This is a genomic window from Pacificispira spongiicola (genome assembly GCF_012926505.1).
Classification (GTDB): Bacteria; Pseudomonadota; Alphaproteobacteria; order UBA8366; family Aestuariispiraceae; genus Pacificispira; species Pacificispira spongiicola.
In genome coordinates, this window is the sequence record NZ_JABBNT010000004.1 from 262,087 (window position 1) to 284,643 (window position 22,557).

Annotated in this window: 22 protein-coding genes; 15 read left to right on the forward strand and 7 right to left on the reverse strand. The window is 60.9% G+C overall.

Annotation, left to right across the window (positions count from 1 at the left end; all coding sequences use genetic code 11):
• The first annotated feature begins 22 nt into the window (after positions 1-22).
• From HH303_RS14270 to HH303_RS14295, 6 genes are all read left to right on the forward strand, one after another.
• Positions 23-697 (forward strand): CerR family C-terminal domain-containing protein, encoded by a 675-nt coding sequence (locus tag HH303_RS14270; protein ID WP_169626046.1) that lies wholly within the window; start codon positions 23-25, stop codon positions 695-697.
• Positions 694-1,731: a secretion protein HlyD gene (gene hlyD / locus HH303_RS14275; RefSeq protein ID WP_169626047.1), complete on the forward strand. Its 1,038-nt coding sequence runs from the start codon at positions 694-696 to the stop codon at positions 1,729-1,731. The genes HH303_RS14270 and hlyD overlap by 4 nt, the downstream gene beginning before the upstream one ends.
• A 3-nt stretch (positions 1,732-1,734) precedes the next feature.
• Positions 1,735-3,495, forward strand: a complete 1,761-nt coding sequence (locus tag HH303_RS14280) for an ATP-binding cassette domain-containing protein (protein ID WP_169626048.1) — start codon at positions 1,735-1,737, stop codon at positions 3,493-3,495.
• Positions 3,488-4,621, forward strand: a complete 1,134-nt coding sequence (locus HH303_RS14285) for an ABC transporter permease (RefSeq protein ID WP_169626049.1) — start codon at positions 3,488-3,490, stop codon at positions 4,619-4,621. Before HH303_RS14280 ends, HH303_RS14285 begins: the two co-directional genes overlap by 8 nt.
• Positions 4,622-4,623: 2 nt before the next feature.
• Positions 4,624-5,736, forward strand: a complete 1,113-nt coding sequence (locus tag HH303_RS14290; protein ID WP_169626050.1) for an ABC transporter permease — start codon at positions 4,624-4,626, stop codon at positions 5,734-5,736.
• Positions 5,737-5,806: 70 nt separating this feature from the next.
• A complete protein-coding gene (locus HH303_RS14295; protein ID WP_169626051.1) occupies positions 5,807-6,535 on the forward strand; it encodes an MBL fold metallo-hydrolase in 729 nt (242 codons plus the stop codon).
• Positions 6,536-6,538: 3 nt separating this feature from the next.
• Here the strand turns inward: HH303_RS14295 and HH303_RS14300 are convergent, their stop codons facing one another.
• Genes HH303_RS14300 through HH303_RS14315 form a run of 4 tightly spaced genes read right to left on the reverse strand, consistent with a single transcriptional unit; the run spans position 6,539 to position 10,389 of the window.
• On the reverse strand, positions 6,539-7,585 hold the full coding sequence (locus HH303_RS14300; RefSeq protein WP_169626052.1) for an ABC transporter ATP-binding protein: 1,047 nt from the start codon (positions 7,583-7,585) through the stop codon (positions 6,539-6,541).
• Positions 7,582-8,385, reverse strand: coding sequence for an ABC transporter permease (locus HH303_RS14305; RefSeq protein ID WP_169626053.1), 804 nt, complete (start codon positions 8,383-8,385; stop codon positions 7,582-7,584). The genes HH303_RS14300 and HH303_RS14305 overlap by 4 nt, the downstream gene beginning before the upstream one ends.
• A gap of 3 nt (positions 8,386-8,388) precedes the next feature.
• Positions 8,389-9,240, reverse strand: coding sequence for an ABC transporter permease (locus tag HH303_RS14310; protein ID WP_169626054.1), 852 nt, complete (start codon positions 9,238-9,240; stop codon positions 8,389-8,391).
• Between the two features lie 57 nt (positions 9,241-9,297).
• A complete protein-coding gene (locus HH303_RS14315) occupies positions 9,298-10,389 on the reverse strand; it encodes an ABC transporter substrate-binding protein (protein WP_169626055.1) in 1,092 nt (363 codons plus the stop codon).
• A 147-nt stretch (positions 10,390-10,536) separates the two neighbouring features.
• Between HH303_RS14315 and HH303_RS14320 the strand changes: the two genes are divergently transcribed.
• Together HH303_RS14320 and HH303_RS14325 are read left to right on the forward strand one after the other, a co-directional pair.
• Entirely contained in the window at positions 10,537-11,148 is a 612-nt protein-coding gene (locus HH303_RS14320; protein ID WP_169626056.1) for a TetR/AcrR family transcriptional regulator, read from the forward strand.
• A gap of 129 nt (positions 11,149-11,277) precedes the next feature.
• The gene (locus tag HH303_RS14325; RefSeq protein ID WP_169626057.1) at positions 11,278-11,934 is read left to right on the forward strand and encodes a peroxiredoxin; all 657 of its coding nucleotides are present in this window, start codon (positions 11,278-11,280) and stop codon (positions 11,932-11,934) included.
• A gap of 60 nt (positions 11,935-11,994) precedes the next feature.
• On the opposite strand, the gene phnF is transcribed toward HH303_RS14325, so the two are convergent.
• Positions 11,995-12,729, reverse strand: a complete 735-nt coding sequence (phnF, locus tag HH303_RS14330) for a phosphonate metabolism transcriptional regulator PhnF (RefSeq protein WP_169626058.1) — start codon at positions 12,727-12,729, stop codon at positions 11,995-11,997.
• A 4-nt stretch (positions 12,730-12,733) separates the two neighbouring features.
• The gene (locus tag HH303_RS14335) at positions 12,734-13,420 is read right to left on the reverse strand and encodes a class I SAM-dependent methyltransferase (protein WP_169626059.1); all 687 of its coding nucleotides are present in this window, start codon (positions 13,418-13,420) and stop codon (positions 12,734-12,736) included.
• Between the two features lie 226 nt (positions 13,421-13,646).
• Here HH303_RS14335 and HH303_RS14340 point away from each other — a divergent pair, with 226 nt between their 5' ends.
• Positions 13,647-14,183 (forward strand): MarR family winged helix-turn-helix transcriptional regulator, encoded by a 537-nt coding sequence (locus HH303_RS14340; RefSeq protein ID WP_169626060.1) that lies wholly within the window; start codon positions 13,647-13,649, stop codon positions 14,181-14,183.
• A 2-nt stretch (positions 14,184-14,185) separates the two neighbouring features.
• Here the strand turns inward: HH303_RS14340 and HH303_RS14345 are convergent, their stop codons facing one another.
• Positions 14,186-15,460, reverse strand: coding sequence for a Rieske 2Fe-2S domain-containing protein (locus tag HH303_RS14345; RefSeq protein ID WP_169626061.1), 1,275 nt, complete (start codon positions 15,458-15,460; stop codon positions 14,186-14,188).
• A 100-nt stretch (positions 15,461-15,560) separates the two neighbouring features.
• Between HH303_RS14345 and HH303_RS14350 the strand changes: the two genes are divergently transcribed.
• The 6 genes from HH303_RS14350 to HH303_RS14375 all read left to right on the forward strand — a co-directional run bounded on the left by HH303_RS14350 (position 15,561) and on the right by HH303_RS14375 (position 22,504).
• Positions 15,561-16,499 carry a PDR/VanB family oxidoreductase gene (locus tag HH303_RS14350; protein WP_169626062.1) on the forward strand — a complete coding sequence of 313 codons (939 nt, stop codon included), beginning with the start codon at positions 15,561-15,563 and terminating at the stop codon, positions 16,497-16,499.
• Positions 16,489-17,691 carry a Gfo/Idh/MocA family protein gene (locus tag HH303_RS14355; protein WP_227421832.1) on the forward strand — a complete coding sequence of 401 codons (1,203 nt, stop codon included), beginning with the start codon at positions 16,489-16,491 and terminating at the stop codon, positions 17,689-17,691. Before HH303_RS14350 ends, HH303_RS14355 begins: the two co-directional genes overlap by 11 nt.
• A gap of 8 nt (positions 17,692-17,699) precedes the next feature.
• A complete protein-coding gene (locus HH303_RS14360; protein ID WP_169626063.1) occupies positions 17,700-18,692 on the forward strand; it encodes an ABC transporter substrate-binding protein in 993 nt (330 codons plus the stop codon).
• 177 nt (positions 18,693-18,869) lie between these two features.
• A complete protein-coding gene (locus tag HH303_RS14365; RefSeq protein ID WP_169626064.1) occupies positions 18,870-19,862 on the forward strand; it encodes a TAXI family TRAP transporter solute-binding subunit in 993 nt (330 codons plus the stop codon).
• 87 nt (positions 19,863-19,949) lie between these two features.
• Positions 19,950-21,791, forward strand: a complete 1,842-nt coding sequence (locus tag HH303_RS14370; protein WP_169626065.1) for a TRAP transporter permease — start codon at positions 19,950-19,952, stop codon at positions 21,789-21,791.
• Positions 21,791-22,504 carry a class II aldolase/adducin family protein gene (locus HH303_RS14375; RefSeq protein WP_169626066.1) on the forward strand — a complete coding sequence of 238 codons (714 nt, stop codon included), beginning with the start codon at positions 21,791-21,793 and terminating at the stop codon, positions 22,502-22,504. The genes HH303_RS14370 and HH303_RS14375 overlap by 1 nt, the downstream gene beginning before the upstream one ends.
• Positions 22,505-22,557: the final 53 nt, after the last annotated feature.

Genomic DNA, 22,557 nt, shown 5'->3' on the forward strand with positions numbered 1-22,557 from the left:
TGCCGAGGCATGAGGTGATCGAATGACGACCCCAATACCAAATCCGGCGCAAAGGCCCCGCGCGGACGCGACCAAGGACGCCCTGATCCGGGCCGCCGTTGCGGTCTTTGGACGCGATGGGTTTCAGGCCGCCAGCACGCGCGCCATCGCCCAGGAAGCGGGCGTGAATCAGGCGCTGATCAAATACCATTTTGCGAATAAGCAAGGTCTGTACGACGCGGCGATCCAGTCCATTGCGGATCGGATGGGGACGGAGGTCTTACCGATCTTCCACGCGATCGAGGCGAACCGAGTAGAGGACGATCCCGCCGCCAGCCTATTCGCGTTGAAACGTATGTTGGGTGCCATGATCGGCTTGCTGGCCCGTGAGGACGCCGCCAATTGGGCGCAACTGATCGTGCGCGAACAGCAATCGCCCGGACCCGCCTTCTTGAAAATCTACGACGGTATCATGGCCCCGGCGCTGACGACGATGGCCCGGTTGGTGAACGTGTTGGACCCGGCAGGCCGTCTTGGCGATCCGAAGCTGTTGGTCATTACCCTGGTCGGGCAGGTGCTGGTCCTGCGCGTGGCGCATGCGACAATGATGCGCTTCGTCGGATGGGACCGGATCGGGGATAAGGAATTGGAAGAGATACGGGCGCGGATCGGCCGCAACCTGGATCGCCTTTTCGCGGAAACGGAGCATGCACCATGAGCATCAGCGGACCCAAAATCATCCGTGCCGTCGTCCTGATTACCGTTATCGGCGCGGCGGGTGTCCTGGCGCTGGTCCCGGAAGCGCGGCAGCGGGCGCTGTCCTGGATCGAGGGTAATGGCGAGGATGGAGCGGTAATCGTTCTGTACGGCAATGTGGATATCCGCGAACTCGAACTCGCCTTTCGACAGGCGGGCCGGGTCGATTCCATGGCGTTCGATGAAGGCGACACGGTGAAGGCGGGCAGCGTGATGGCGGAACTGGATGCCGCGACCTATCGGGATGCCCTGGCCGCTGCCGAAGCTGCCGTGCGGCAATCGCAGGCGGAGCTGGACAAGCTGGTCGCGGGCAACCGCCCGGAGGAGATCGCCCAGGCAGAGGCCCTGGTCCGGCAAACGGAAGCGACCCTGCGCAATGCCGACCGGGATTATGAGCGAAAGCTGCAATTGTTCGGGTCCAAGACGGTCAGCGAGGGGGCGGTCGATGCCGCCCAGGCGGCGCGGGACGAGGCACGGGCCTTGCTGGCGGCGCGCTGGGAATCCCTGGCGTTGTTGAACGATGGTGCGCGCAAGGAAGATATCGCGGCGGCGGAGGCTGCCCTGGCGGCGGCGGAGGCCCGTTTGGCCCAGGCGAAGACGGCCCTGTCCGACACGAAACTGTCGACCCCGTCGGATGCCGTCGTTCTATCGCGAATCCGCGAGCCGGGCAGCATGGTTGCGGCGGGCAGCGCCGTGTATTCCCTGTCGCTGCGCGATCCGGTCTATATTCGCGCCTATGCGGGGGAGAAAGAGTTGGGCCGATTGGCACCGGGAACGTCGGTCGAAATCCGCACCGACTCCTCGGACCATGTTTATGACGGTCAGATCGGTTTCGTATCGCCGCGCGCCGAATTCACGCCGAAATCGGTGGAAACCACGGACCTGCGCACCGATCTCGTTTATCGCCTGCGGATTGTCGTCCAGGGTGACGATACCGGGCTGTATCAAGGCATGCCCGTGACGGTACGGGTTCGCAGTTCGGCTGCCGGAAACTGATCCATGTCTGATGCGGCCATTGAGTCCCGCGCAAAGGAAGGGATCGCCGCAACCGGTGGCGTGATACTGGACGCTGTCGGCAAACGGTTTGGCACGGTTGACGTTCTGCGGGGCGTTTCCGCACGGATCGAACCCGGTCGTCTGACCGGGCTGGTCGGCCCGGACGGTGCGGGGAAGACGACGCTGATCCGCATGATGGCGGGGCTCATGGTGCCCACGGAAGGCCGCATCACGACTGCCGGATTCGACGTGGCGGCGGAAGACCCCGGCCTGTCGGACCATATCGGCTATATGCCGCAGCGTTTCGGCCTTTACGAAGACCTGACCGTTCAGGAAAACCTGGCGCTCTATGCCAGCTTGCGGAACATCCCGGCGGGGGATCGGCGGACATTGTTCGATCGGCTACTCGATTTCACCCGGCTGGGACCGTTCACCGGACGGCTGGCGGGTAATCTGTCCGGCGGTATGAAGCAAAAGCTTGGGCTCGCCTGTGCGCTTATGGGGACGCCGGACGTCCTGTTACTGGACGAGCCGGGCGTCGGCGTCGACCCGGTCAGCCGTCAGGACCTGTGGGCCATGGTCCAGGCGCTGACCGATGACGGCATGGCCGTTGTCTGGTCGACCGCCTATCTGGACGAGGCGGAACGCTGCGACACCGTTTTGTTGTTAAGCGAGGGCGAATTGATTTTCGACGGTCCGCCGGACGACCTGACGAATCGACTGTCGGGGCGGACCTATCATTTGCGCGGCGTGACGGAAAACCGACGCGGACTGCTGACCAGAGCGCTCGACCTGCCGACCGTTGCCGACGGGACGATCCAGGGGCATGCGGTGCGCCTGGTCGGGCGGGACGGCGTATCGGCGGATGCATTGGAGGATTTTGCGAGCGCGGAAGGCGCCGACCTCGCCGCCGTGCCGCCGCGTTTTGAAGACGCCTTTGTCGACTTGCTGGGCGGCGGGCCGGGCGGGCGATCCGTCTTGGCGGAAAGGATGGAACCGGTCGAGTCCGTCAGCGATGTGTCCGTGTCCTGCAACGATCTGACGAAACGGTTCGGGTCCTTCACGGCGACGGATACCGTGAGCTTCGACGTGCGCAGGGGGGAAGTTTTCGGTCTTCTGGGACCCAACGGAGCGGGGAAGTCGACCACGTTCAAGATGCTGTGCGGCTTGTTGAAACCGACATCGGGGCGGGCGACGGTCACCGGCCTGGATCTGCGTCGCGCGACGAGCGCGGCGAAAACGCAACTGGGCTATATGGCACAGAAATTTTCGCTCTACGGTCTTTTGAACGTTCGGCAGAATCTGGATTTCTTCGCCGGAATCTATGGCCTGCCCGGATCGGTTCGGCACGACCGGATCGAGGAGATGGTGGAGACCTTTCAACTGGGACCGTTTCTGGACGCGGCGCCGGGGGATTTGTCCCTGGGATACAAGCAGCGGCTGGCGCTGGCCTGTTCGCTGATGCACCGACCGCCGGTCCTGTTTCTGGATGAACCGACCTCCGGCGTCGATCCGATCACGCGGCGGGAATTCTGGACCCATATCAACGGGCTGGTGGGGAAGGGCGTCACGGTACTGGTGACGACCCATTTCATGGATGAGGCGGAGTATTGCGACCGGGTCGCCCTGATGTACAAGGCGCGGCTAATTGCGCTGGACACGCCGGATGCCCTGAAACGACAGGCTGCGACCGAGGAGAAACCCGACCCGACGATGGAAGAGGCGTTTATCCGCCTGATCGAGCAGGAGGACGCCAATGGCTAGGACGGCCTTGTCCCCGCGACGATTGGCGGCGCTGGTGCGAAAGGAAACCGTGCAGGTTCTGCGCGATCCGTCCGCCATGATGATCGCCTTCGTCCTGCCGGTCGTGCTGCTGTTCTTGTTCGCCTATGCGGTGTCGCTGGACATTCGGAATATTCCCGTCGGTGTGGTGTTGGAATCCGATGGGGCGGCAGCGCATGATTTGGCCGCGTCTTTTTCCGGCAGCCGCTATTTCACGGTCACGCCCGCCCGCGAAAGGGACAGCGTTTCCGCTGCGGTTGTGTCGGGGAAACTGCATGGCTTCATCGTTATCCCGCAGGATTTCGAACGGCGGTTGGAATTGGGCGAAACGCCGTTGGTACAGATCGTGACCGACGGGTCGCGCCCGAATACCGCGAATTTTGTGCAGCAATATGCGCAAGGAGTCGTGTTGACCTGGTTGCAAACCCGCCTCGCGGCGAAGGGTATTTCAGCGCCAAGCGCCGTTGAGCTGGTTCCGCGCTTTTGGTTCAACGCGGAATTGGAAACACGCCGCGCCCTTATTCCGGGGGCGATTGCCATCGTCATGACGATCATCGGGACCTTGCTGACGGCCCTGGTGATTGCCCGCGAATGGGAGCGCGGCACGATGGAGGCGATCCTGTCCACCCCGGTCGGGTCGGTCGAAATCCTGATCGGCAAGCTGCTGCCCTATTTCTTGTTGGGCCTCATTGCGACCGGGGTCTGCACGATTTTGGCGACGCAGTTGTTCGGGATACCGCTGCGGGGCAGTTGGGCCGCGCTGTTCGCGATGTCCGCCGCTTTTCTGGTGCCCGCGCTGGGGCAGGGGTTGTTGATATCCGCCTGGGCGCGCAACCAGTTTGTTGCCGCGCAACTGGCCTTGCTGTCGGCCTTCCTGCCGGCGCTGCTGCTGTCCGGGTTTTTATTCGAGATCGATTCCATGCCGGTGGCGATCCGACTGGTCAGCCATGTCGTTGCCGCGCGCTATTTCGTGCCGGTGCTGCAAACGGTCTTCCTGTCCGGCGATGTCTGGTCGATGTTCCTGCCCAATATGCTGGCGATGCTGGCCATCGGGACGGCTTTCTTCCTGCTGGCGCGCAGCCGGACCAAAAAGCGGTTGGATCTGTAACCATGCGTCAGATGCTGACCCGCCTCCGCGCCCAGATCGTGAAGGAATTGTTGAGTGTCCTGCGGGACCCACGCAGCCGTTTTATCCTGCTCGGCCCGCCCTTCATCCAACTGACGGTCTTCGCCTTCGCCATGACGCTGGAGGTCACGAATATCCGCATCGGCGTCTACGACATGGACAATGGACGCTGGTCCCACGAATTGGTCCAGCGGGTCGCTGCGGCGGACTTCGTCCGGGAGGCGGTCCCGGTCCACGGTAATGCCGAAATGACCGATATGGTCTCCCGTAAGGAAGTGCTGGTCGGGCTGGTCATCGCCGACGATTTTTCCAGCACTGTATCGGCAGGCGGAACCGGCACGGTACAGGTCATCGTCGACGGGCGTAGTGCCAATGCCGGGCAGATCGCCTATGGCTATCTGAACCGGATCGTCGCCGGGTTGAACGCGGATTTAAAGCCGACGGCCCTTCCTCCCTCGGACACGGTCGCCGTGCGGCATTGGTTCAATCCGAATCTGATTTATCGATGGTATGTCCTGCCGGGGCTGGCCGGGGTGCTGACCATGTTCATCACCTTGCTGATCACCGCCCTGTCGATATCGCGGGAACGGGAATTGGGAACCTTCGACCAATTGATGGTGTCCCCCGCGACGCCGCTGGAAATTATCGCGGCGAAGACGATTCCTTCGGTCCTGCTGGGATCGATCCTGGGTACAATGATGGTTCTGGCCGGGCGTTTCGTATTCGGGGTTCCCTTCACCGGGTCCTTCCCCTTGCTGATCGCGTGCCTGAGCCTGTTCACCCTGTCCGTGGTGGGAATCGGATTGGCCATATCCTCCCTCTGCGCCACGCAGCAGCAGGCGATTCTGGGGACCTTCGCCGTCGGGGTGCCGATGGTGCTGATGTCCGGTTTCGCGACGCCCGTCGAAAACATGCCGGATGTCCTGCAATGGATGGCGCAGGCGATTCCTCTGACCCATTTCATGACGATCGTGGAAGGCAGTTTTACAAAGGCGCTGCCCTTATCCGACGTCTTGGCGAGCGCCTGGCCCATGGCTGTGATTGCCTTGGTGACGTTGACCGGATCGATCGTCTTCGTGCGCGCCCGCCTAGAGTGACGGGTTAGGTTGACAGGCCTGCGTGAAGCCTCGATTTTCCCGTATCGCATTTTCCGTTGAAAGGGTCGTTATGCAGCGTATTGCCGCCGAAAAATGGTATCGCACCGAAAGCCGGGGCGACGATGTCACCCTGATCGAGGAACCCTTCATCAAGGCATTCTATCGCTGTAACATTTGGCACATTCGCGGTCGCGATCGGGACATGCTGGTCGATAGCGGCATGGGCGTGGTCAGCCTGCGTCGACACATCCCCCTGGTGACGGAAAAATCCCTGACCGCCGTGGCGAGTCATATCCATTTCGATCATATCGGCTGCCACCACGAATTCCCCGACCGCTGTGTGCACCGTGCCGAAGCGTCGATCCTGGCCAATCCGACGAACCATGACACATTGGCCGATCCCTATGTCACCGACGATATCTTCGACGCTTTGCCACCGGAACCGTATCGGTCCGAAACCTATGCGGTGGAACCCGCCCCGGCGACCCGTGTCCTGGAGGACGGCGACATGGTCGATCTGGGCGACCGGGTGTTTGAGGTCATTCACTGTCCCGGTCATTCGCCGGGCGGTATCATGCTGTTCGAACGCGGGACGGGCGTGCTGTTTTCCGGCGACACCGTTTATGACGGGCCGTTGATCGACGATGCGTTCCATTCCGACATCCCGGAATACATCGCGACGATGAAACGGATTCGCGACCTGCCCGTGCGCGTCGTGCATGGCGGGCATTTCGGCAGCTTCGACGGCAAGCGCTATCTCGATCTGATCGACGCCTTTCTGACGGAAAAAGGCGCGTAAGCCTTACGGCAGGACCGGCACCAGCAAGGTGGGATCGAGATAGAGAGACAGGCTGTCCCCGACTTTGGATTCCGCATGCTGCGACAGGCGCAGGCGCATCGGAATCCCCGCCGTCTCGTGACGGGCGAGCACCTGATGGAAGGGGCCGAAGAAGCTGACTTCCTCCACAATGACGGACCCCGCCGGAACCCGATTGTCGCCGGGGTCGGTGGCGATGTGTTCGGGACGCAGCGACAGGGCCGCCGCACCGGTGGTTTCGGTTCCGCCGGGCAGGGGGAATGTGCCGATCTTCGTTTCCGCGCCCGCCGTCGTGAATGTGGCGTCCAGCAAATTATTCTCGCCCATAAAGGCGGCGGAAAACTTGGTGCGCGGGGTCAGGTAAATGCGTTCCGGCGTGCCGCGGTCTTCGATTCGGCCGCCGTTCATCACGACGATTTCGTCGGCGATGGCCATGGCTTCTTCCTGGTCGTGCGTGACATGCACGAAGGTCGACCCGACACGGCGCTGGATCGTCTTCAGTTCTTCCTGCATTTGACGGCGCAGCTTCAGGTCCAGCGCCCCCAGCGGTTCGTCGAGCAGCAGAACCTTCGGTTCCACGACGAGGGAGCGCGCCAGCGCAACCCGCTGGCGCTGTCCGCCGGACAGTTCATGCGGTTTACGGGACCCGGCGTCGCCCAGGCCGACCATTTCAAGCGCGGCTTTCACTTTCGGTGCGCGGTCGGCGGCGGATACGCCGCGCATGCGCAGGCCGAACCCGACATTGGCCGCAATCGTCATATGCGGGAATAGCGCATAATCCTGGAATACCGTTGTCGTCGGACGCTTCGCCGGCGGCAGGCGGGTGATGTCTTCGCCCGCGATCAATACAGCCCCTTCACTCGGCGTCAGGAAACCGCCCAGCATGTTCAACAGCGTCGTCTTGCCGCCGCCCGACGGCCCCAGCAGGACGAGATATCGGCCCTCGTCCAGCGACAGGGAGACCTTGTCCACGGCGGTGACGGCGCCGAAGCGCATGGTGACGTCCCGAAATTCGACACCGGGTGCGGTCATTTGGCGGATTCTCCTTTAACACGGCGGCGGCCGAAGACGATGACGTCCAGCACGATCACGAAAACGAAGGATATCAGGAAGACGAAACTGCCGACGGCATTGGTCTGCGGGTTCAGCCCGCTGCGCAACATATTCCAAATTTCGACCGGCAGGGTCACGTCGAAGCGACTGACCAGCAGCGCGATGATGAATTCATCCCAACTGAAAGTGAAGGCCAGGAAGAAGGCCGCGAAACAGGCGGGCCACAGCATCGGCAGCGCGACCAGCAGGATGACCTGAACCTCCGACGCGCCCAGATCGCGGGCGGCGCGCTCGATATTGGCCTGATGATCGCCCATCTGACTGTACAGGATCGCGAAGCAGAGCGGCAGGTTGATCACGACATGGCCGATCCCGATGGTCAGCAGGGAGCGGGGAATGCCCAAATGGTTGAAGGTGATCAGAAGGCCCATCGCGATGATCAGGTAACTGACGGTCATCGGCGCGGTGAGGACCAGCCGGAGCGCGCCGGTCCCCGGCGGCTTGTGCCGCGCCAGCCCATAGGCGGCGAGGAAACCGAGTGTCAGCGATACCAGGGATGACAGGGTCGCGACCAGAAGCGAGTTGCCGAGGGCTTCCATCATCCGGCTGTCGGCGAACATCGCGGCGTACCAGCGCAGGCTGGGCCCATCGAAGGGCGGCACGGGAATCCGGCTTTCCTGAAAACTGAACAGGACGAGCACCACGACGGGCAGGAAGATGAACCCGTACAGGGCAGCGGCATAAAGGACGGACAGTATGTTGGCGGGGCGCAGCTTCATTTGTTACGCCCTTTCCAGCTTCAGCCAGCGCGAACATGCGGCGTAAGCCAGCGTGACGACCGCCATCAGTATCATGGCGATGGCCGATGCCATGGGGAAGTCGGCCCGGCGTTGGATTTGCAGCATCAGCGTTTGCGGTAGCAACAGTTCCTTGTTCCCGCCCAGGATTTGCGGCGTGATATAATCGCCGATGCACAGGACGAAGGTCAGAAACGCGCCGACCATGATACCGGGCAGGGTCAGCGGCAGGACGACATGGATAAAGGTGCGGATCGGTCCGGCCCCCAAATCCTGCGCCGCCTTGATATAGCTTTTGGGCAGTTGCACGAGATTGGCGTAGATCGTCAGGGTCAGCAGCATGACGAAGAAATGCACGAAACCGATAACCGTCGCGGTGCGGCTGTTGGCCAGGGAAATGCTTTCCTGCGTCAGGCCGGTTTGCATCAGGAAGTTCGAAATGACACCCCCGTCCGACAGAACCAATAGCCAGGAATAGCTGCGCACGACATAGGATGTCCAAAACGGCAGAACCGCTGCCAGCAAGGCGATCCGTTGCCATCGGGCGGGAACCTTTTCCGCCAGGATCCAGGCCAATGGATAGGCCAGAAGGATCGACAGGATGGTGACGGTGAATGTCACTTCCAGGGAATTCAGCAGCCCCTTCAGAAAGAAGCTCTTTTCCACGAAGGCGATATAGTTGGCGAGTGTCGGGACGGTTTTAAGCGACATACCGACGCGCTGCCAAATGCTGTACAACGCCATGATGGCCAGCGGCACTAGGAAGAAGGCAGCCGTCCAGAGAACGGCGGGGGCGGCGAAGCCATAGGCCTGCCGGATGCGGCTATTGGCGATCATGCTTTTTCTCGAACTTGAAACCCCGACGGCAGGCGGTGCCTACCGTCGGGAACCCGATTAGCGTTGCAGGAATTCGGTCCAAACGTCGAGCATCTGGCCGTCCAGTTCGGCATCCGGAATATAGTAGCGGTGGGATTTCGCCAGGAAGGCTTCCTGTTCGTCCCACAGCAAACGGGTCTTCTGGTCGTCGGTCATCACGTCGCCGGCCTTGGAATTGGCGGGCATGCCCCAGAAGCAGCTGGACGTCGCCAGACGCGCCTGACCTTCCGGACTCATGATGTATTGCACGAATTTCAGCGCCAGATCCTTCTTCTCGGACCCTTCGAAGACACCGATGGCCTGGCTCCACAGGATACCACCCTGGTCGGGAAGCACCCATTCCAGGTTCGGATTGTCGTCCTGCATGACGCCGACCGCCCATTCGCCGCCGCCCAGCAGAACGCTTGCCTCGCCGGTGGCGAGCGCGGTGGTGGAGGAAACGACCTCACCGACCATGGCGGCGTTGTCCTTCAACTGGAACAGCGCCTCTTTGATCTGCGGCAGGGTTTCGGTGGAAATATCCGACGGTTTCATGCCCAGATACAGCGCCGTCAGGTCCATCAGCGGGATGTAATAGTCATAGACCGCGATCTTGCCCTTGTACTTGTCGCCCCACAGGGTCGACAGGTCGCGCATATCCGCCGGATCGACCTTGGACTTGTCGTATCCGACGACGTTGTAGCCGAATTTTTCCATGATCGCGTACATCTTGCCGTCGACCATGGTGACGTCCTTCATCTGGACTTGGTCGAAGACATCGTCGATCGGCAGTTCCCCGGCAGGCAGTTCGGCCAGGATACCGGCCGCCACCACACGCGGAACATCGACGCCGTCGACGACGAAGACGTCCCAGTCGCCGGGCTGCGATTGTTCGACGATGGACAGCGCGGTGCCGGTGCCTTCGTATTCCTTCAGGTTCACCTTAACGCCGTATTTTTCCTCGAACGGCTGAATCAGGGCCGGGTCGGTGTGGTCACACCAGACCAGCGCATTCAATTCGTCGGCGGCAAGGCCCGGCGCGGATCCGAGGCCGATCGTGCCGACCAGGACAGCGGCGCTTAGGATGGAACGCGGCGCCGAAATCGCGCCGGTCGAAACTTTCTTGGACATGACGGTCTCCCTCCGTATGGCCTCCGCCGGTCGAGAACGATTGGCGATGAGGCTCCCCGATGAACATTGACGAAAAAAGTTAATCTGACTTAAAATTTGAAGTCAATTCAGTTTTTGAAATATAAATGCAATGGGAACGGAAAAATCATGGCTGGCCTGAGGGAAAGACAGAAAGCACTGCGCGAACGCAGGCTTGTCGACGCGGCGGCGAAGCGATTCCGGTCGGACGGCTATGAGAAGACGAAAATTGAAGAGATCGCGGCGGAGGCTGAAGTATCCGCCGGTACCGTCTATAACTACTACCGCCATAAGGGGGAGCTTCTGATCGCCGTTGTCGCGATGGAGGTGCACGAGGTCCTCGCCGAAGGGGAAAGCATCGTCGCCTCCCCACCCGACATGGCGCTGGAGGCGGTCAATCGCCTGATCACAATTTATCTGGATCATTCTCTTACCTATCTCAGCAAGGACAACTGGCGGCACGCCATGGCGGCATCGATCGCGCAGCCGGACGAGGTTTTCGCGCGGCGTTATACCGATCTGGACTCCCGGCTGGCGGATCAGGTCAGCCGCCTGTTGATGGCCTTGCAGCGCAAGGGGGCGATTCGGGGGGATATCGACCCGACCCTGTTCGGTCGCATGATCTTCAACAATACGAACAACCTGTTCATCGGCTTCGTGAAGGATGAAGCCATGGCGTTGGACGATCTGAAACGGGGTATTCGGGATCAGCACGAGACCCTGTGCGCCTTGCTCGCCTGAAATAGAGCAATTCTAAACTGCGGCGCCCTGTCGCAGTTTAGAATGTGACTAAGTCACAAATGAAATCGGCCTGCTGTGGAATGGTGATCGCGGTTCCAAGAAACCCAACCCTGAAACAGGAGTGATACCATGAGCGAGATTGAACAAACCGTCCCGGCCAGTCTGCCGCGACTGAATGAAGCCGCCCCGTATTTCGATGCGAAAACCACGCATGGCCAGCGCAAGCTGAGTGATTATAAAGGCAAATGGCTGGTGCTGTTTTCACACCCGGCGGATTTCACGCCCGTCTGCACGACGGAATTCATGGCCTTCGCCAAGGCGCATGACAAATTCCAGGCGCTGAATTGCGACCTGCTGGGTCTGTCGATCGATTCGAACTACGCCCACATCGCCTGGGCGCGCAGCATCGAACAGAATTTCGGCGTGAAGATTCCTTTCCCGATCATCGAAGACCTGTCCATGAAGGTGGCGAATGCCTATGGCATGATCCAGCCGGGCGCCAGCGATACCTCGGCGGTGCGGGCAACCTTCATCATCGATCCGGAAGGCAAGCTTCGGGCCATGGTCTATTATCCGATGAGCAACGGGCGCAGCATCGACGAATTCCTGCGTCTGGTGACGGCATTGCAAACGTCCGACACCCATGGCGTGGCGACACCGGAAGCCTGGCAGCCCGGCGACCTGTGCATCGTGCCGCCACCGGCGACGCAGGAAGCCGCCGAAAAGCGCAAGGACGAAGGATACGAATATGTCGACTGGTACTTCTCGAAAAAGAAGATCGACTGACCGACAGCCGTCTTTTGAATGCGAAAGGGCCGCCTTCGGGCGGCCCTTTCTCCTATCGACTTAGAAGGTGTTGGGGTCAATGGTGAAGCGGACGCGTTCCGACGCCCATATGCCGACGGAATGGATGATGGGAATCCCGTTGCCGTCGGCATCGACTTTCTCTACCACCATGACCGGCAGCGATTTAGGCTGCTTCAAAAATCGCGCTTCCTCCGCGGACGGTACGCGGGCGGTGACGGCAGTGAAAATCCGCCGGTAGTCCGAAATTCCATAATAGGCAAAGGCGTCGGATGTTTTCGGCAGCCGCTGTCGAACCGCCTGGAAATCCGGGAACCTATCCGCCGGATAGAAGGAGTCGCCGAGCTCGATCGGCGCGCCGTCCGCCGTCATCAAACCGCGTCGATGGATCACCGGCGTGCCTTGGCTCAAACCCAGACAATTGGCAACGGACTCGGATGCGGGGACGGTTTCATGCACCAGCAATGTGCCGCCCGGCTCTCTATGTTGGGTTATCAGATTGCTGGAGAACCGCGTGCGTCGGGATATGGCATAGTCCAGAACACCGCTATGGACGAATGTGCCGCGCCCCTGTTCCGCTCTGACCAAGCCGCGTGTTTCGAGATGGGCGACAGCTTGCCGGATGGTGTGGCGGCTGACGCCGAACCGCCGCATCAACTCCGGTTCCGTCGGCAATCGGGTGCCTGGGGCGTGATGGCCATCGGCTATCTCCGTCGTTAGGGCGTCACTGATTTGATGCCACAGCGTCGCCCCCGCTTTGCGTTCGATTTCCGCCATGAGATCAGGTTCGTTTCTCCAGTCGGAATAGAAGTTTGTGATCCGAGGGATAGTCGAGCGCATCCAGCAGGGACGGATAGTAGGTCCTGTCATTATCCGCAGGGATGAAGCCGGCATAGCCGAAGCGTTTGGCGGAAACCGAGAAACCGGCATCCAGGAAAGCCTTGGCGAAATCGTCCGGCGCACGATCCTGGACCGGTGCATTGCTGGTTTCCGCCAGCAGGGTTCGCCAGACGGACCAGAGCGGACTTCCAGTATGGCAGCCCGTCACCGCGTAATAGACGCCGCCGTCCCGCAGTGTGTTGTATAGGGCGTTCGCATGTTCGGAGAGATCTGGAAGGAGATAGATGACCTCGTAGCTGAACGCGATATCGATGCTGTTCGCCCATGGTGACAAGTCCGTGGTTGCCGCGAATGTCAGCGGCAGGGTGCCCTTGGTTGCCTCCGCCACCTGAATGGACGCGGTGGCGATATCGATGCCTACGCCGCGCCGGAACGGACGGAGCGCATGCAACAGGTGCAGAAAGCCACCCCGATTGCAGCCGAAATCCATCACTGTTCTGGTCGCGAAGTCTCGCTCCGGAATGCTATCGATGAAGTGCCGCCACATCGGCGCATGGGCATCGCCCATGGACGCTTCGCGCGCCGGATCGATATGCCACGTGTCGTAGAATGGGGATGCATCGGTCATAGAGGTCTCTCAGTTGCTATAGGGACGCGATCTCCCCACACAGTATCGATTCGAGATGACATACCTGTGAATTCATCCGGACGACCGGATAAATGTTCTAAAATGTCAGCAACTGGATATGCCCTGCCGTGTTTCGCGGAAGGCGTGGTCGGTCCGGGTGCTTGCCTTGCCACACCCTCAAAAGGCTGCAACAAAGACGAAACAGGTCGATTTTCAGGTAGGCAGGATGAGCAAATCGGAACAGGTCTCCGCGCCCATTAGAATGGTGCGCAGTGGCGAACATCTGGAAGAAGATCGGATCGCGCACCTGATCCGCTATGTCGCCCGGGGGGTGACGCGGTCCCTGCAATTGCGCCTCGCGGAACATGACGTTCAATTCGGGACCTGGATATTCCTGCGTATCCTGTGGGAACACGACGGTCTGTCCCAGCGCGAACTCGCGGATCGGGCCGGCCTGATGCAGTCCACGACGCATACGGCGCTCAGCAAGCTTGAATCCATGGGGTATATCACGCGTCCGCATCCCAAAGGTGATCGCAAGAAGCGGGTCGTTCAATTGACGGAGTTGGGGCGGGCCATGCAGGAAACGCTGGTGCCCCTGGCGGAAGAAGTGAACGGCATTTCCCTGTCCGATATCCCGGACGATCAGGTTGAAATGCTGCGCTCCACTTTGTTGCAAATGGCGGTGAACCTGGATCGCGATGAAGAACAAGCGTTCGAGGCCGGAAAGCGGGTTCCCCCCACCCGGCTCCCCGGCCTCTAACCTTATTCCGCCGCGGCGGCGTTCACCACATTGCGCCAATCGACGGTTTTCGGCAGAACTTCCTGATAGGATTGAATACCCGCCCGAACCGGCACGTCCGATCCGATGCCGATGGCCTTGCCTTCGTCCCGCATACGCTTTGCCGCATCCAACATCAGGCGGCGGAATTCGACGATCGCGAGGTCGGACGCGCCCAGGATATCGTTGCTGCGGTCTACGATGGGACCCATGCCGACCCACATGGCGATGTCCTGGTTCGGGATACCCCGAATGCCGGTCATGTTGCCGTCTTTCATCGCCTGACGGTCTTGCAGGAAATTGTTTTCCAGACAGCGGACCGGGCTCCAATCCGGGTTCAGATCAACCCCCGGTTCGGCGGCACAGAACTGACGCCATTCCGTCGTCTTGATGCATGTCGCCGGATCGCCCCAGGCAATGAAATGGAACCAGGATGTTTCGTCGTCCGCGGGAACGATGACGCTGGCCACCTTGTAAAGATTGTTCGGCGGAATCAGCGACACGAAGGGTGCGATGAATTCGGTCACCCGGATATAATCGTGGCTGGCCGCGTTCTTTATCGGACGGCGGATGGCCGCATAGTGAAAGCCATAGGGCGTTCGTTCGATCTGGAGCTTCGGTGATTTGTCCGTCGATGGGCGGTACCAGCTTTTATCGTCCGCTTCCGCCCCGGCGACCCGCGCCGGCTTCATGTCGGAATGGTGCAGGGACGAGGAATGCGCCGAATCGATCTGGCCTTCCTGAATTTGCGCCCAGTTACAGGGAATTTTGATGCGCAGAATGCTGACCTGTGCTGACGGATCCGCCGCGAAGGGCGGGGCGTCGAATTCCGGCATTTCCGCCGCCGGCCCCAGATAGGCCCAAACGAAGCCGCCCGCTTCCCGTGTCGGGTAGGCCTTGTGCTTTACCTTTTCCTTCAGCGTGCTTTCCGGCGGTTCGGACGCCAGCTCCATGGCGTTGCCATTCACGTCGAACTTCCAGCCATGATACAGGCAGCGCAGACCGCAATCCTCGTTCCGGCCCAGTGCCAGTAAGGCGCGGCGATGCGGACAGTACCCGTCCAGCAGGCCGAGTTTACCGTCAGTGTCGCGAAAGGCGACCAGTTCGTCGCCCAGGATACGAAGGCGGACAGGCGTGCCATCCGGTTCCGCCACTTCTTCGGAAAGACAGACCGGAATCCAGTGGCGGCGCATCAGCTGACCCATCGGGGCGTCGCCCTCGACACGGCACAAAAGGTCGTTTTCTTCGTGGGTGAGCATTTCCATCCCTCTTTTAGTTAGATATCTAATAAAAATACTAGCGTGCCTGATCGATGTCGTCTAGTCTCTTCCAAAGAACGAAGAAAACGAGAGTTTTGGGATGGAAACGCTGACGCTTATGGTCCGCCGGAAACGGCGGGTCGCCGATGGTATCTTCGAATTCGAACTCGCCCATGCTGACGGGGCGGCCCTGCCGCCCTTCACGGCGGGCGCGCATATTCCGGTCGAAACGCCGGGGGGCGCGATGCGACATTATTCCCTGTCCAACGATCCGTCCGACCGGAACCGATATGTCATCGCGGTAAAGCTAGAAACCGAAGGGCGGGGCGGGTCCCGGGGGATGGTTGAAGAGGTTGCGGAAGGCGATATCTTGACCGTGCAGCCGCCGGAAAACGATTTTCCTTTGGAAGAGGCGGGCGATTATCTGTTGATCGCGGGCGGTATCGGTGTCACGCCGATTCTGTCCATGGCGCGCGACCTGACGCGGCGCGGCAAGCCGTTTCGTCTGGTATACTGTACGCGTACGAAGGAACAGGCCGCCTATCTGGACGAACTGACCTCCGGCACTCTATCGGGTGAGGTTATCATACATCACGATGGCGGCGATCCCGATCGGGTCTACGATTTCTGGGACCTGCTGGAGGCGCCGAGCCGCACGCATATCTACTGTTGCGGCCCGAAACCCCTGATGGAGGAAATCCGCGGCATGACCGGCCATTGGCCGCCCGCCGCCGTCCATTTTGAGGATTTCAAGCCTGTCGACATATTCCGGGCGGAAGACGTGGCCTTCGATGTCACGCTATCCAAATCCGGCAAGACGGTGTCCGTTCCGGTCGGGCATACGATCCTGGATGCCTTGCGCGCGGCGGATGTGCATGTCGCCAGTTCCTGCGAGAGCGGGACCTGCGGCACCTGTAAGACGCGTTATCTTTCGGGCGATGTCGACCATCGTGACATGGTGCTGATGCCGGAAGAAAAAGACGGCTACATCATGCTGTGCGTGTCGCGTGCGACGGGGGAGTTGGTCCTTGACCTCTGACGCTGCCCTCTGTTCGGACCCGATCCGTCTGGGAGTGGCCGGGTTGGGCCGGGCGTTCGTGCTGACGCAACCCAGCATCGCGGCGGATGCCCGCATCATGTTGAGCGCTTGCGCCGCGCCGCGCCGGGAGTCTCGCGACCATTTTTCCGATCGGTTCGGCGGACGCGGATACGACACGGTGGAGGGGCTGTGTTCCGATCCGGATGTGGAGGCGATCTATATCGCCACGCCGCATCAGATGCATCGCGATCATGCGGTAACCGCGCTTCGTGCCGGGAAGCATGTCCTGATCGACAAACCGCTATGTGTCGACCTGGAAGACGCGCAGGCCATCGTCGACTGTGCCGAGGAGACGGGTCGGCATGTGATCGTCGGCCCCAGTCACAGTTTCGACCTGCAAATCCAGAAGACGCTGAACCTAATCGAAAGCGGGGAATTCGGTCCGGTTCGGATGATCCATGCCTTGAACTATACGGATTTCCTGTACCGTCCCCGGCGTCCCGAAGAACTGGTCACCGCAGAGGGCGGCGGTGTCGTCTTCAGCCAGGCGGTGCATCAGGTGGATATCGTCCGCCTTCTGGGCGGCGGTCTGGTGGACAGCCTTTGTGCCGCCACCGGCAGTTGGGACCCGGCGCGGCCAACGGAATGCGCCTATTCCGCCCATCTGACGTTCCGGTCCGGGGCCTTTGCCAGCCTGACCTATTCCGGTCATGCGCATTTTGACAGCAACGAATTCTGCGGTTGGGTCGGGGAATTGGGAAACGACGCGGACCCGGACTCCTATGGTAAGGCGCGGTCGGCCCTCACGGGCGTTGCGTCGGCGTCAGAAGAGGCGGCGCTGAAATCGATGCGGACCTTCGGCGGCGTGGGCGCGCTGCCCGACGCGACCCATAACGAACATTTCGGGCCGCTGATCGTCAGTTGCGATCATGCCGATCTTCGCCCGACCCCTGACGGTGTCTGGATCTATGCCGACGGGGAGAAGCGGTTCGTGCCGGTTCCAACGCACGGTGCGCCGCGCCGCGCCGTGTTCGACGCGCTATGGGCGGCGGTGCGGGAAGACCGTCCCGCGATTCAGGACGCCCGTTGGGGCTTGGCCAGCCTGGAAGTGTGCCACGCCATTCTGCGGTCCGCCGGAACGCGGACACCGGTAATGCTCAATCATCAAGTCCCGGTTAGAGGACGGAGTTAGGAGGGAATATGTCGAAGCTGCGCTTGTCCATTGCCATGGGGGATTACGACCGGACGCGGCCGATCTATGACGGTCGCGTCGGGATCGACGGGATCGATCCGGTCTGCATGCTTCAGGTGCCTGAGGAAATGTTCTTCCGCGCCTTCCGCCATCAGGCCTATGACGTGTCGGAGATTTCCTTTTCCTCCTATGTCGTCAGCCTGACGCGAGACGACCCGCCCTATATCGCGGTGCCGATCTTTCTCAGCCGCGCCTTCCGGCACACCTCGATATACGTCAACCGCGCGGCGGGGATCGAAAAGCCGGAGGACTTGAAGGGCAAGAAGATCGGAATCGCGGAATACCAATTGACCGCGAATGTCTGGGTCCGGGCGATCCTGGAAGACGATTACGGCGTGACCCCGGCGGATGTCCAATGGGTGCGCGGCGGCATGGACACGCCCGGCCGTCCGGAAAAGCTGAAGATCGATCTGCCGACGTCGGTGAAGATGGTGCAGGCGCCGGAAGGGGCGACCCTGAACGCGATGTTGGCGGATGGTGAAATCGACGCCTTTATCGGCCCGCGCGCCCCGCGTTGCTTCCAGGAAGGCGACCCGCGCGTCGGTCGACTGTTCCCGGATACGGTCGCAGTCGCGGAAGATTATTATCGCCGGACGAAGCGGTTCCCGATCATGCATCTGCTGGGCGTTCGTCGCGCCCTGGCGGAAGAACATCCCTGGATTCCGGGTGCCCTGTTCAAGGCCTTTTCGGCGTCGAAAAGCCTGTCGCAAGAGGCGCTGAACGACACGTCGGCGACCAAGGTCACGATGCCCTTTGTCGAGGATAACCTGGATCGCGCGCGTAAGCTGATCGGCCCGGATTTCTGGTCCTACGGTGTGCCCGCAAACCGCGACATTCTGGACTACTTCCTCGACAGTCATCATCGGCAGGGCCTGTCGCCCCGTCGGGTCGGGATCGAGGAACTGTTCCATCCGTCAACCTTGGAGTCGTTCAGTCTGTAGGGAAAGCATTTGGTTATGGAAGAGGTGCTAAGGCTCATTTGACAGCAATTCAAAACGGGCTTTAGTGTTCTTCTTAATTAGACATCTAAGAATAATCGTCGGCTGAAGGGTTCGGTACGGCGAGAACCGCGCTTCACGTACAAAATGTACGGTTTGCGCCATGTATGGGAGGAAGAAATGAAACACTCGTTGAAAAGCGTATTCGTTGCCGCGGCCCTGGCCGTATCCGTTTTGCCGCTACAATCCGCGCATGCCGAATATAACCTGACACTTTGCGGCGCCAGCCCGGGCGGGCTGTGGTCTCTGCTGGGTGCGGGAACCGACGCGGCGGTCAAGGAAGCCTTCCCCGGCTCCACCGTGACCTATCAAACGTCGGGCGGTGGCTTCGCCAATGTCGTGCTGCTGGACCAGGGCAAATGCGATCTGGCGATCATTCACGATGCTGAGGTGAAATCGGCCCGTGCCGGTGAACAGCCGTTCAGCGCGCCGGTCGACAGCATGCGGTCCCTGGCGGTCATGTATACCTGGGCCCCGATGCAAATGCTGGTCAGCAAGGATTACGCTGAAGAAAACGGCATCACGACGCTGGAAGATATCGCGGCGAAGAAACTGCCGATCAATATCCTGCTGAACAAAAAGGGCAACGTCGTGAGCGATGTCGGCGCGTCCATGCTGAAAGCCGTCGGCGCCTCGCCGGAACAGATCGAGGAATGGGGCGGCAGCGTGACCTATGCCGCGTCGAAGGAACAGGGCGAATTGATGCGCGACCGTCGCGCCGACGCGATCCTGAACTCCCTCTTCGTCAATCACAGCTCCATCCGGGAACTGGCTTCGGCCATCGACCTGTCGCTCATTCCGGTGACGCAGGGGACGGCGGACGCGGTCGTGAAGGAATGGAACATCGCCCCGTTCACGATCAAGGGCGGCACCTATGACTGGGCACCGAACGACACGCTGACGGTCACGGTATCGGCTCAGCTCTTCGTGCGCGAAGATGCCGACCCGGCCATGGTGAAGGACATCACCATGGCCCTGCTGGACCATTCGGACAAGATCAGCGGCGTGCACAAGGCCATGGCGGCCCTGGACACCAAGCTGATGGCCAGCGGTTCCGCAGCGCCGTATCACCAGGCGGCGGAAGAAGTCTACAAGGCACGGGGTCTGCGCTGATCCCGGTGTCGGCGGGCCGGTCTTAGAGAACCGGCCCGCCGCTTCCTTTTTATGAAAACCAGTCGCCTTTCTTAAGGGAGTTTCGCCTTGTCCCTGGTTTCGCTCGCTTTCGATACCGGTCTGCGGCGCAAGCCGTCCGGCATTATCGGTCACGCGGTCAAGATTTTCGCCGCCGGTACCGCCGTCTGGACGATCTATGCCGCCGGCTTTTCGAGGGCCGACGTCCTGTCCCTCACGATCACCTTCCTGTCCCTGATGCTGGTCCTGGCGTTCCTGCTGATCACGCCGACCGCGAAATCGCGAACGGATGTCGTGCCGTGGTTCGAATGGATCGGGGCGGGGGTCGCCCTGGTCACGGGGGCGTACTTCCTGACGCAAAGCGATGCGATCGCGGTGCGGATCACCTTGCTGTCGCCTTTGTCCATCTACGATGTGATCGCGGCGTCTTCCATTATCCTGCTGTCGGTCGAGGCGATGCGGCGGACGGTCGGGCTGGGGCTGACGACGATCGTCTTGCTGTTCATCGCCTATAACCTGTTCGGCGACGCCATTCCCGGCGCCATGGGCCATGGCGAAATTTCCTATCGTCATTTCCTGGACATTATGGTGTTCACCACTGACGGATTGTTCGGGGTTCCGATCCGGGTCGCCGCGACCTATGCCTTCCTGTTCGTACTGTTCGGCACGACGCTGGCGAAGACCGGCGGATCGGATTTCTTCTTCAATCTCGCGGCCAGCCTGACCGGCAGCACGCGGGGCGGGCCTGCGAAAATCGCGGTCATCTCCTCCGGCCTCTACGGCACGATTTCGGGCAGCCCGACATCGGACGTGGTTACGACCGGGTCGGTCACCATCCCGATGATGAAGCGTCTGGGCTACAAGCCCGAATTCGCGGGCGCGGTGGAAGTCGCCGCATCGACCGGGGGCAGCCTTGTCCCGCCGGTCATGGGAGCCGCCGCCTTCATCATGGCCGAATATACCGGCATTCCCTATCTGGATATCGCCTATGCCGCGATCATTCCGGCGCTTTTGTATTACCTGCCGATCTATCTTCAGGTTCACCTGCGGGCCTGTAAGATCGGGTTGAAAGGCCTGGATAAGGATCAGATTCCGCCAGTCAGCCGGACGTTGCGGACGGGCGGCATGTTCATGGCGCCGCTTTTCGTTATCACTTGGGCGCTGGTGGAAGGCTACACCCCGACCTATGCCGCCATATACGGGACATTGTCGGTGATTGTCGTCTCCTCTTTCCGCAAGGCAACGCGTCTGACGCCCTCCCTGGTTTTCGACATTCTGTCGGATACCTGCATGAAGACCGTGGCGGTTACCGGGGCTTGCGCGGCGGCGGGGCTGGTCATCGGCGGAATTACCATGACGGGATTGGCGTCGAAATTCGGGACGCTGGTTTTCCTGATCTCCGGTCAGGACGTCTTGATCTCGCTGTTGGTCGCGGCGGGCCTGACCATCCTGCTGGGACTCGGTATGCCAACGCCCAGCGCCTATGTGCTGGCGGCGGTCCTGATCGCGCCGGTGTTGAAGGGGCTGAATGTCGATCTGATGGCCGGACATCTGTTCCTGCTCTATTTCGCGGTGATGTCGGCACTGACGCCGCCTGTCGCGGTGGCAGCCTATGCCGCAAGCGCCTTAGCCGACGCGCCGCCGCTGAAGATCGCGGGCGCGGCGGTGAAAATTGCGATCGGCGCGTTCCTGGTTCCCTTCGCCTTCGTCTATGACCGGGCGCTGATCCTGGAAGGAAGCGTGTTTGAAATCGCCTCCGCCTTCGTTCTGGTCGCGATCGGCCTGTCCATGGTTGTGGCCGCGCAGGAAGGATATGTGAAAGGGCCGATCGGATGGCCGCTGCGGCTGGCCCTGCTCGCCGGGGGGCTGGTCGTTATTTTCTTACGCCCGATGCTGGCGGGAGGTTTGTGATGAGCACCGAATTGACACCGATTGAAGAGGCCCGGCGCGATGTCGTCCTGGGCAATCACATCCTGGCCATGGAAGGCGTTCTGGACGTATTCGGCCATGTCAGCGTGCGGCACCCGGAACGGCCCGACAGGTTCTTTCTGTCCCGGTCGACCAGCCCGGCGCAAGTCACGGACGAGACGCTGCTGGAATTCGATTTGGACGGCAAGATCGTCAGCGGCGACGGCCATCCCTATCTGGAACGGTTCATCCATTCCGAAATCTACCGGGCCCGCCCGGATGTCGGGTCGGTCATCCACCATCATGCCCCGGCGGTCCTGCCTTTCGCGGTGACGGGCGTTCCGCTGCGTCCCGTTTTCCATATGGGCGCGGTCGCGGGGGAAATTTCGCCGATCTGGGACAGTCAGGACGACTTCGGCGATACATCGATGCTGGTCTTCAACCAGCCGATGGGGGCGTCGCTCGCTAAATGTCTTGGGCCGCATCCGACGGCGCTGTTGAAGCGTCACGGCGCGATCTGCGTTGGGGAAAGTGTGCCGCGCGCCGTGCATGTCACGGTCTGCATGCGCGACAATGCTCAATTGCTGATGCAATCCCTGGCGATGGGGGAGGTCGACTACCTGTCCCCCGGCGAAGTCGAGAAATCCGCGAAGGTCAACGGCTACGGCAGGCCGCTTGAACGTGCCTGGTCGCATTGGGTCCGCCGCTGCGGGTGAGTTGCACTTTCTGTTTCCGGTTTGGCATTCCTCTCGCTTTGCGACAAGATAGA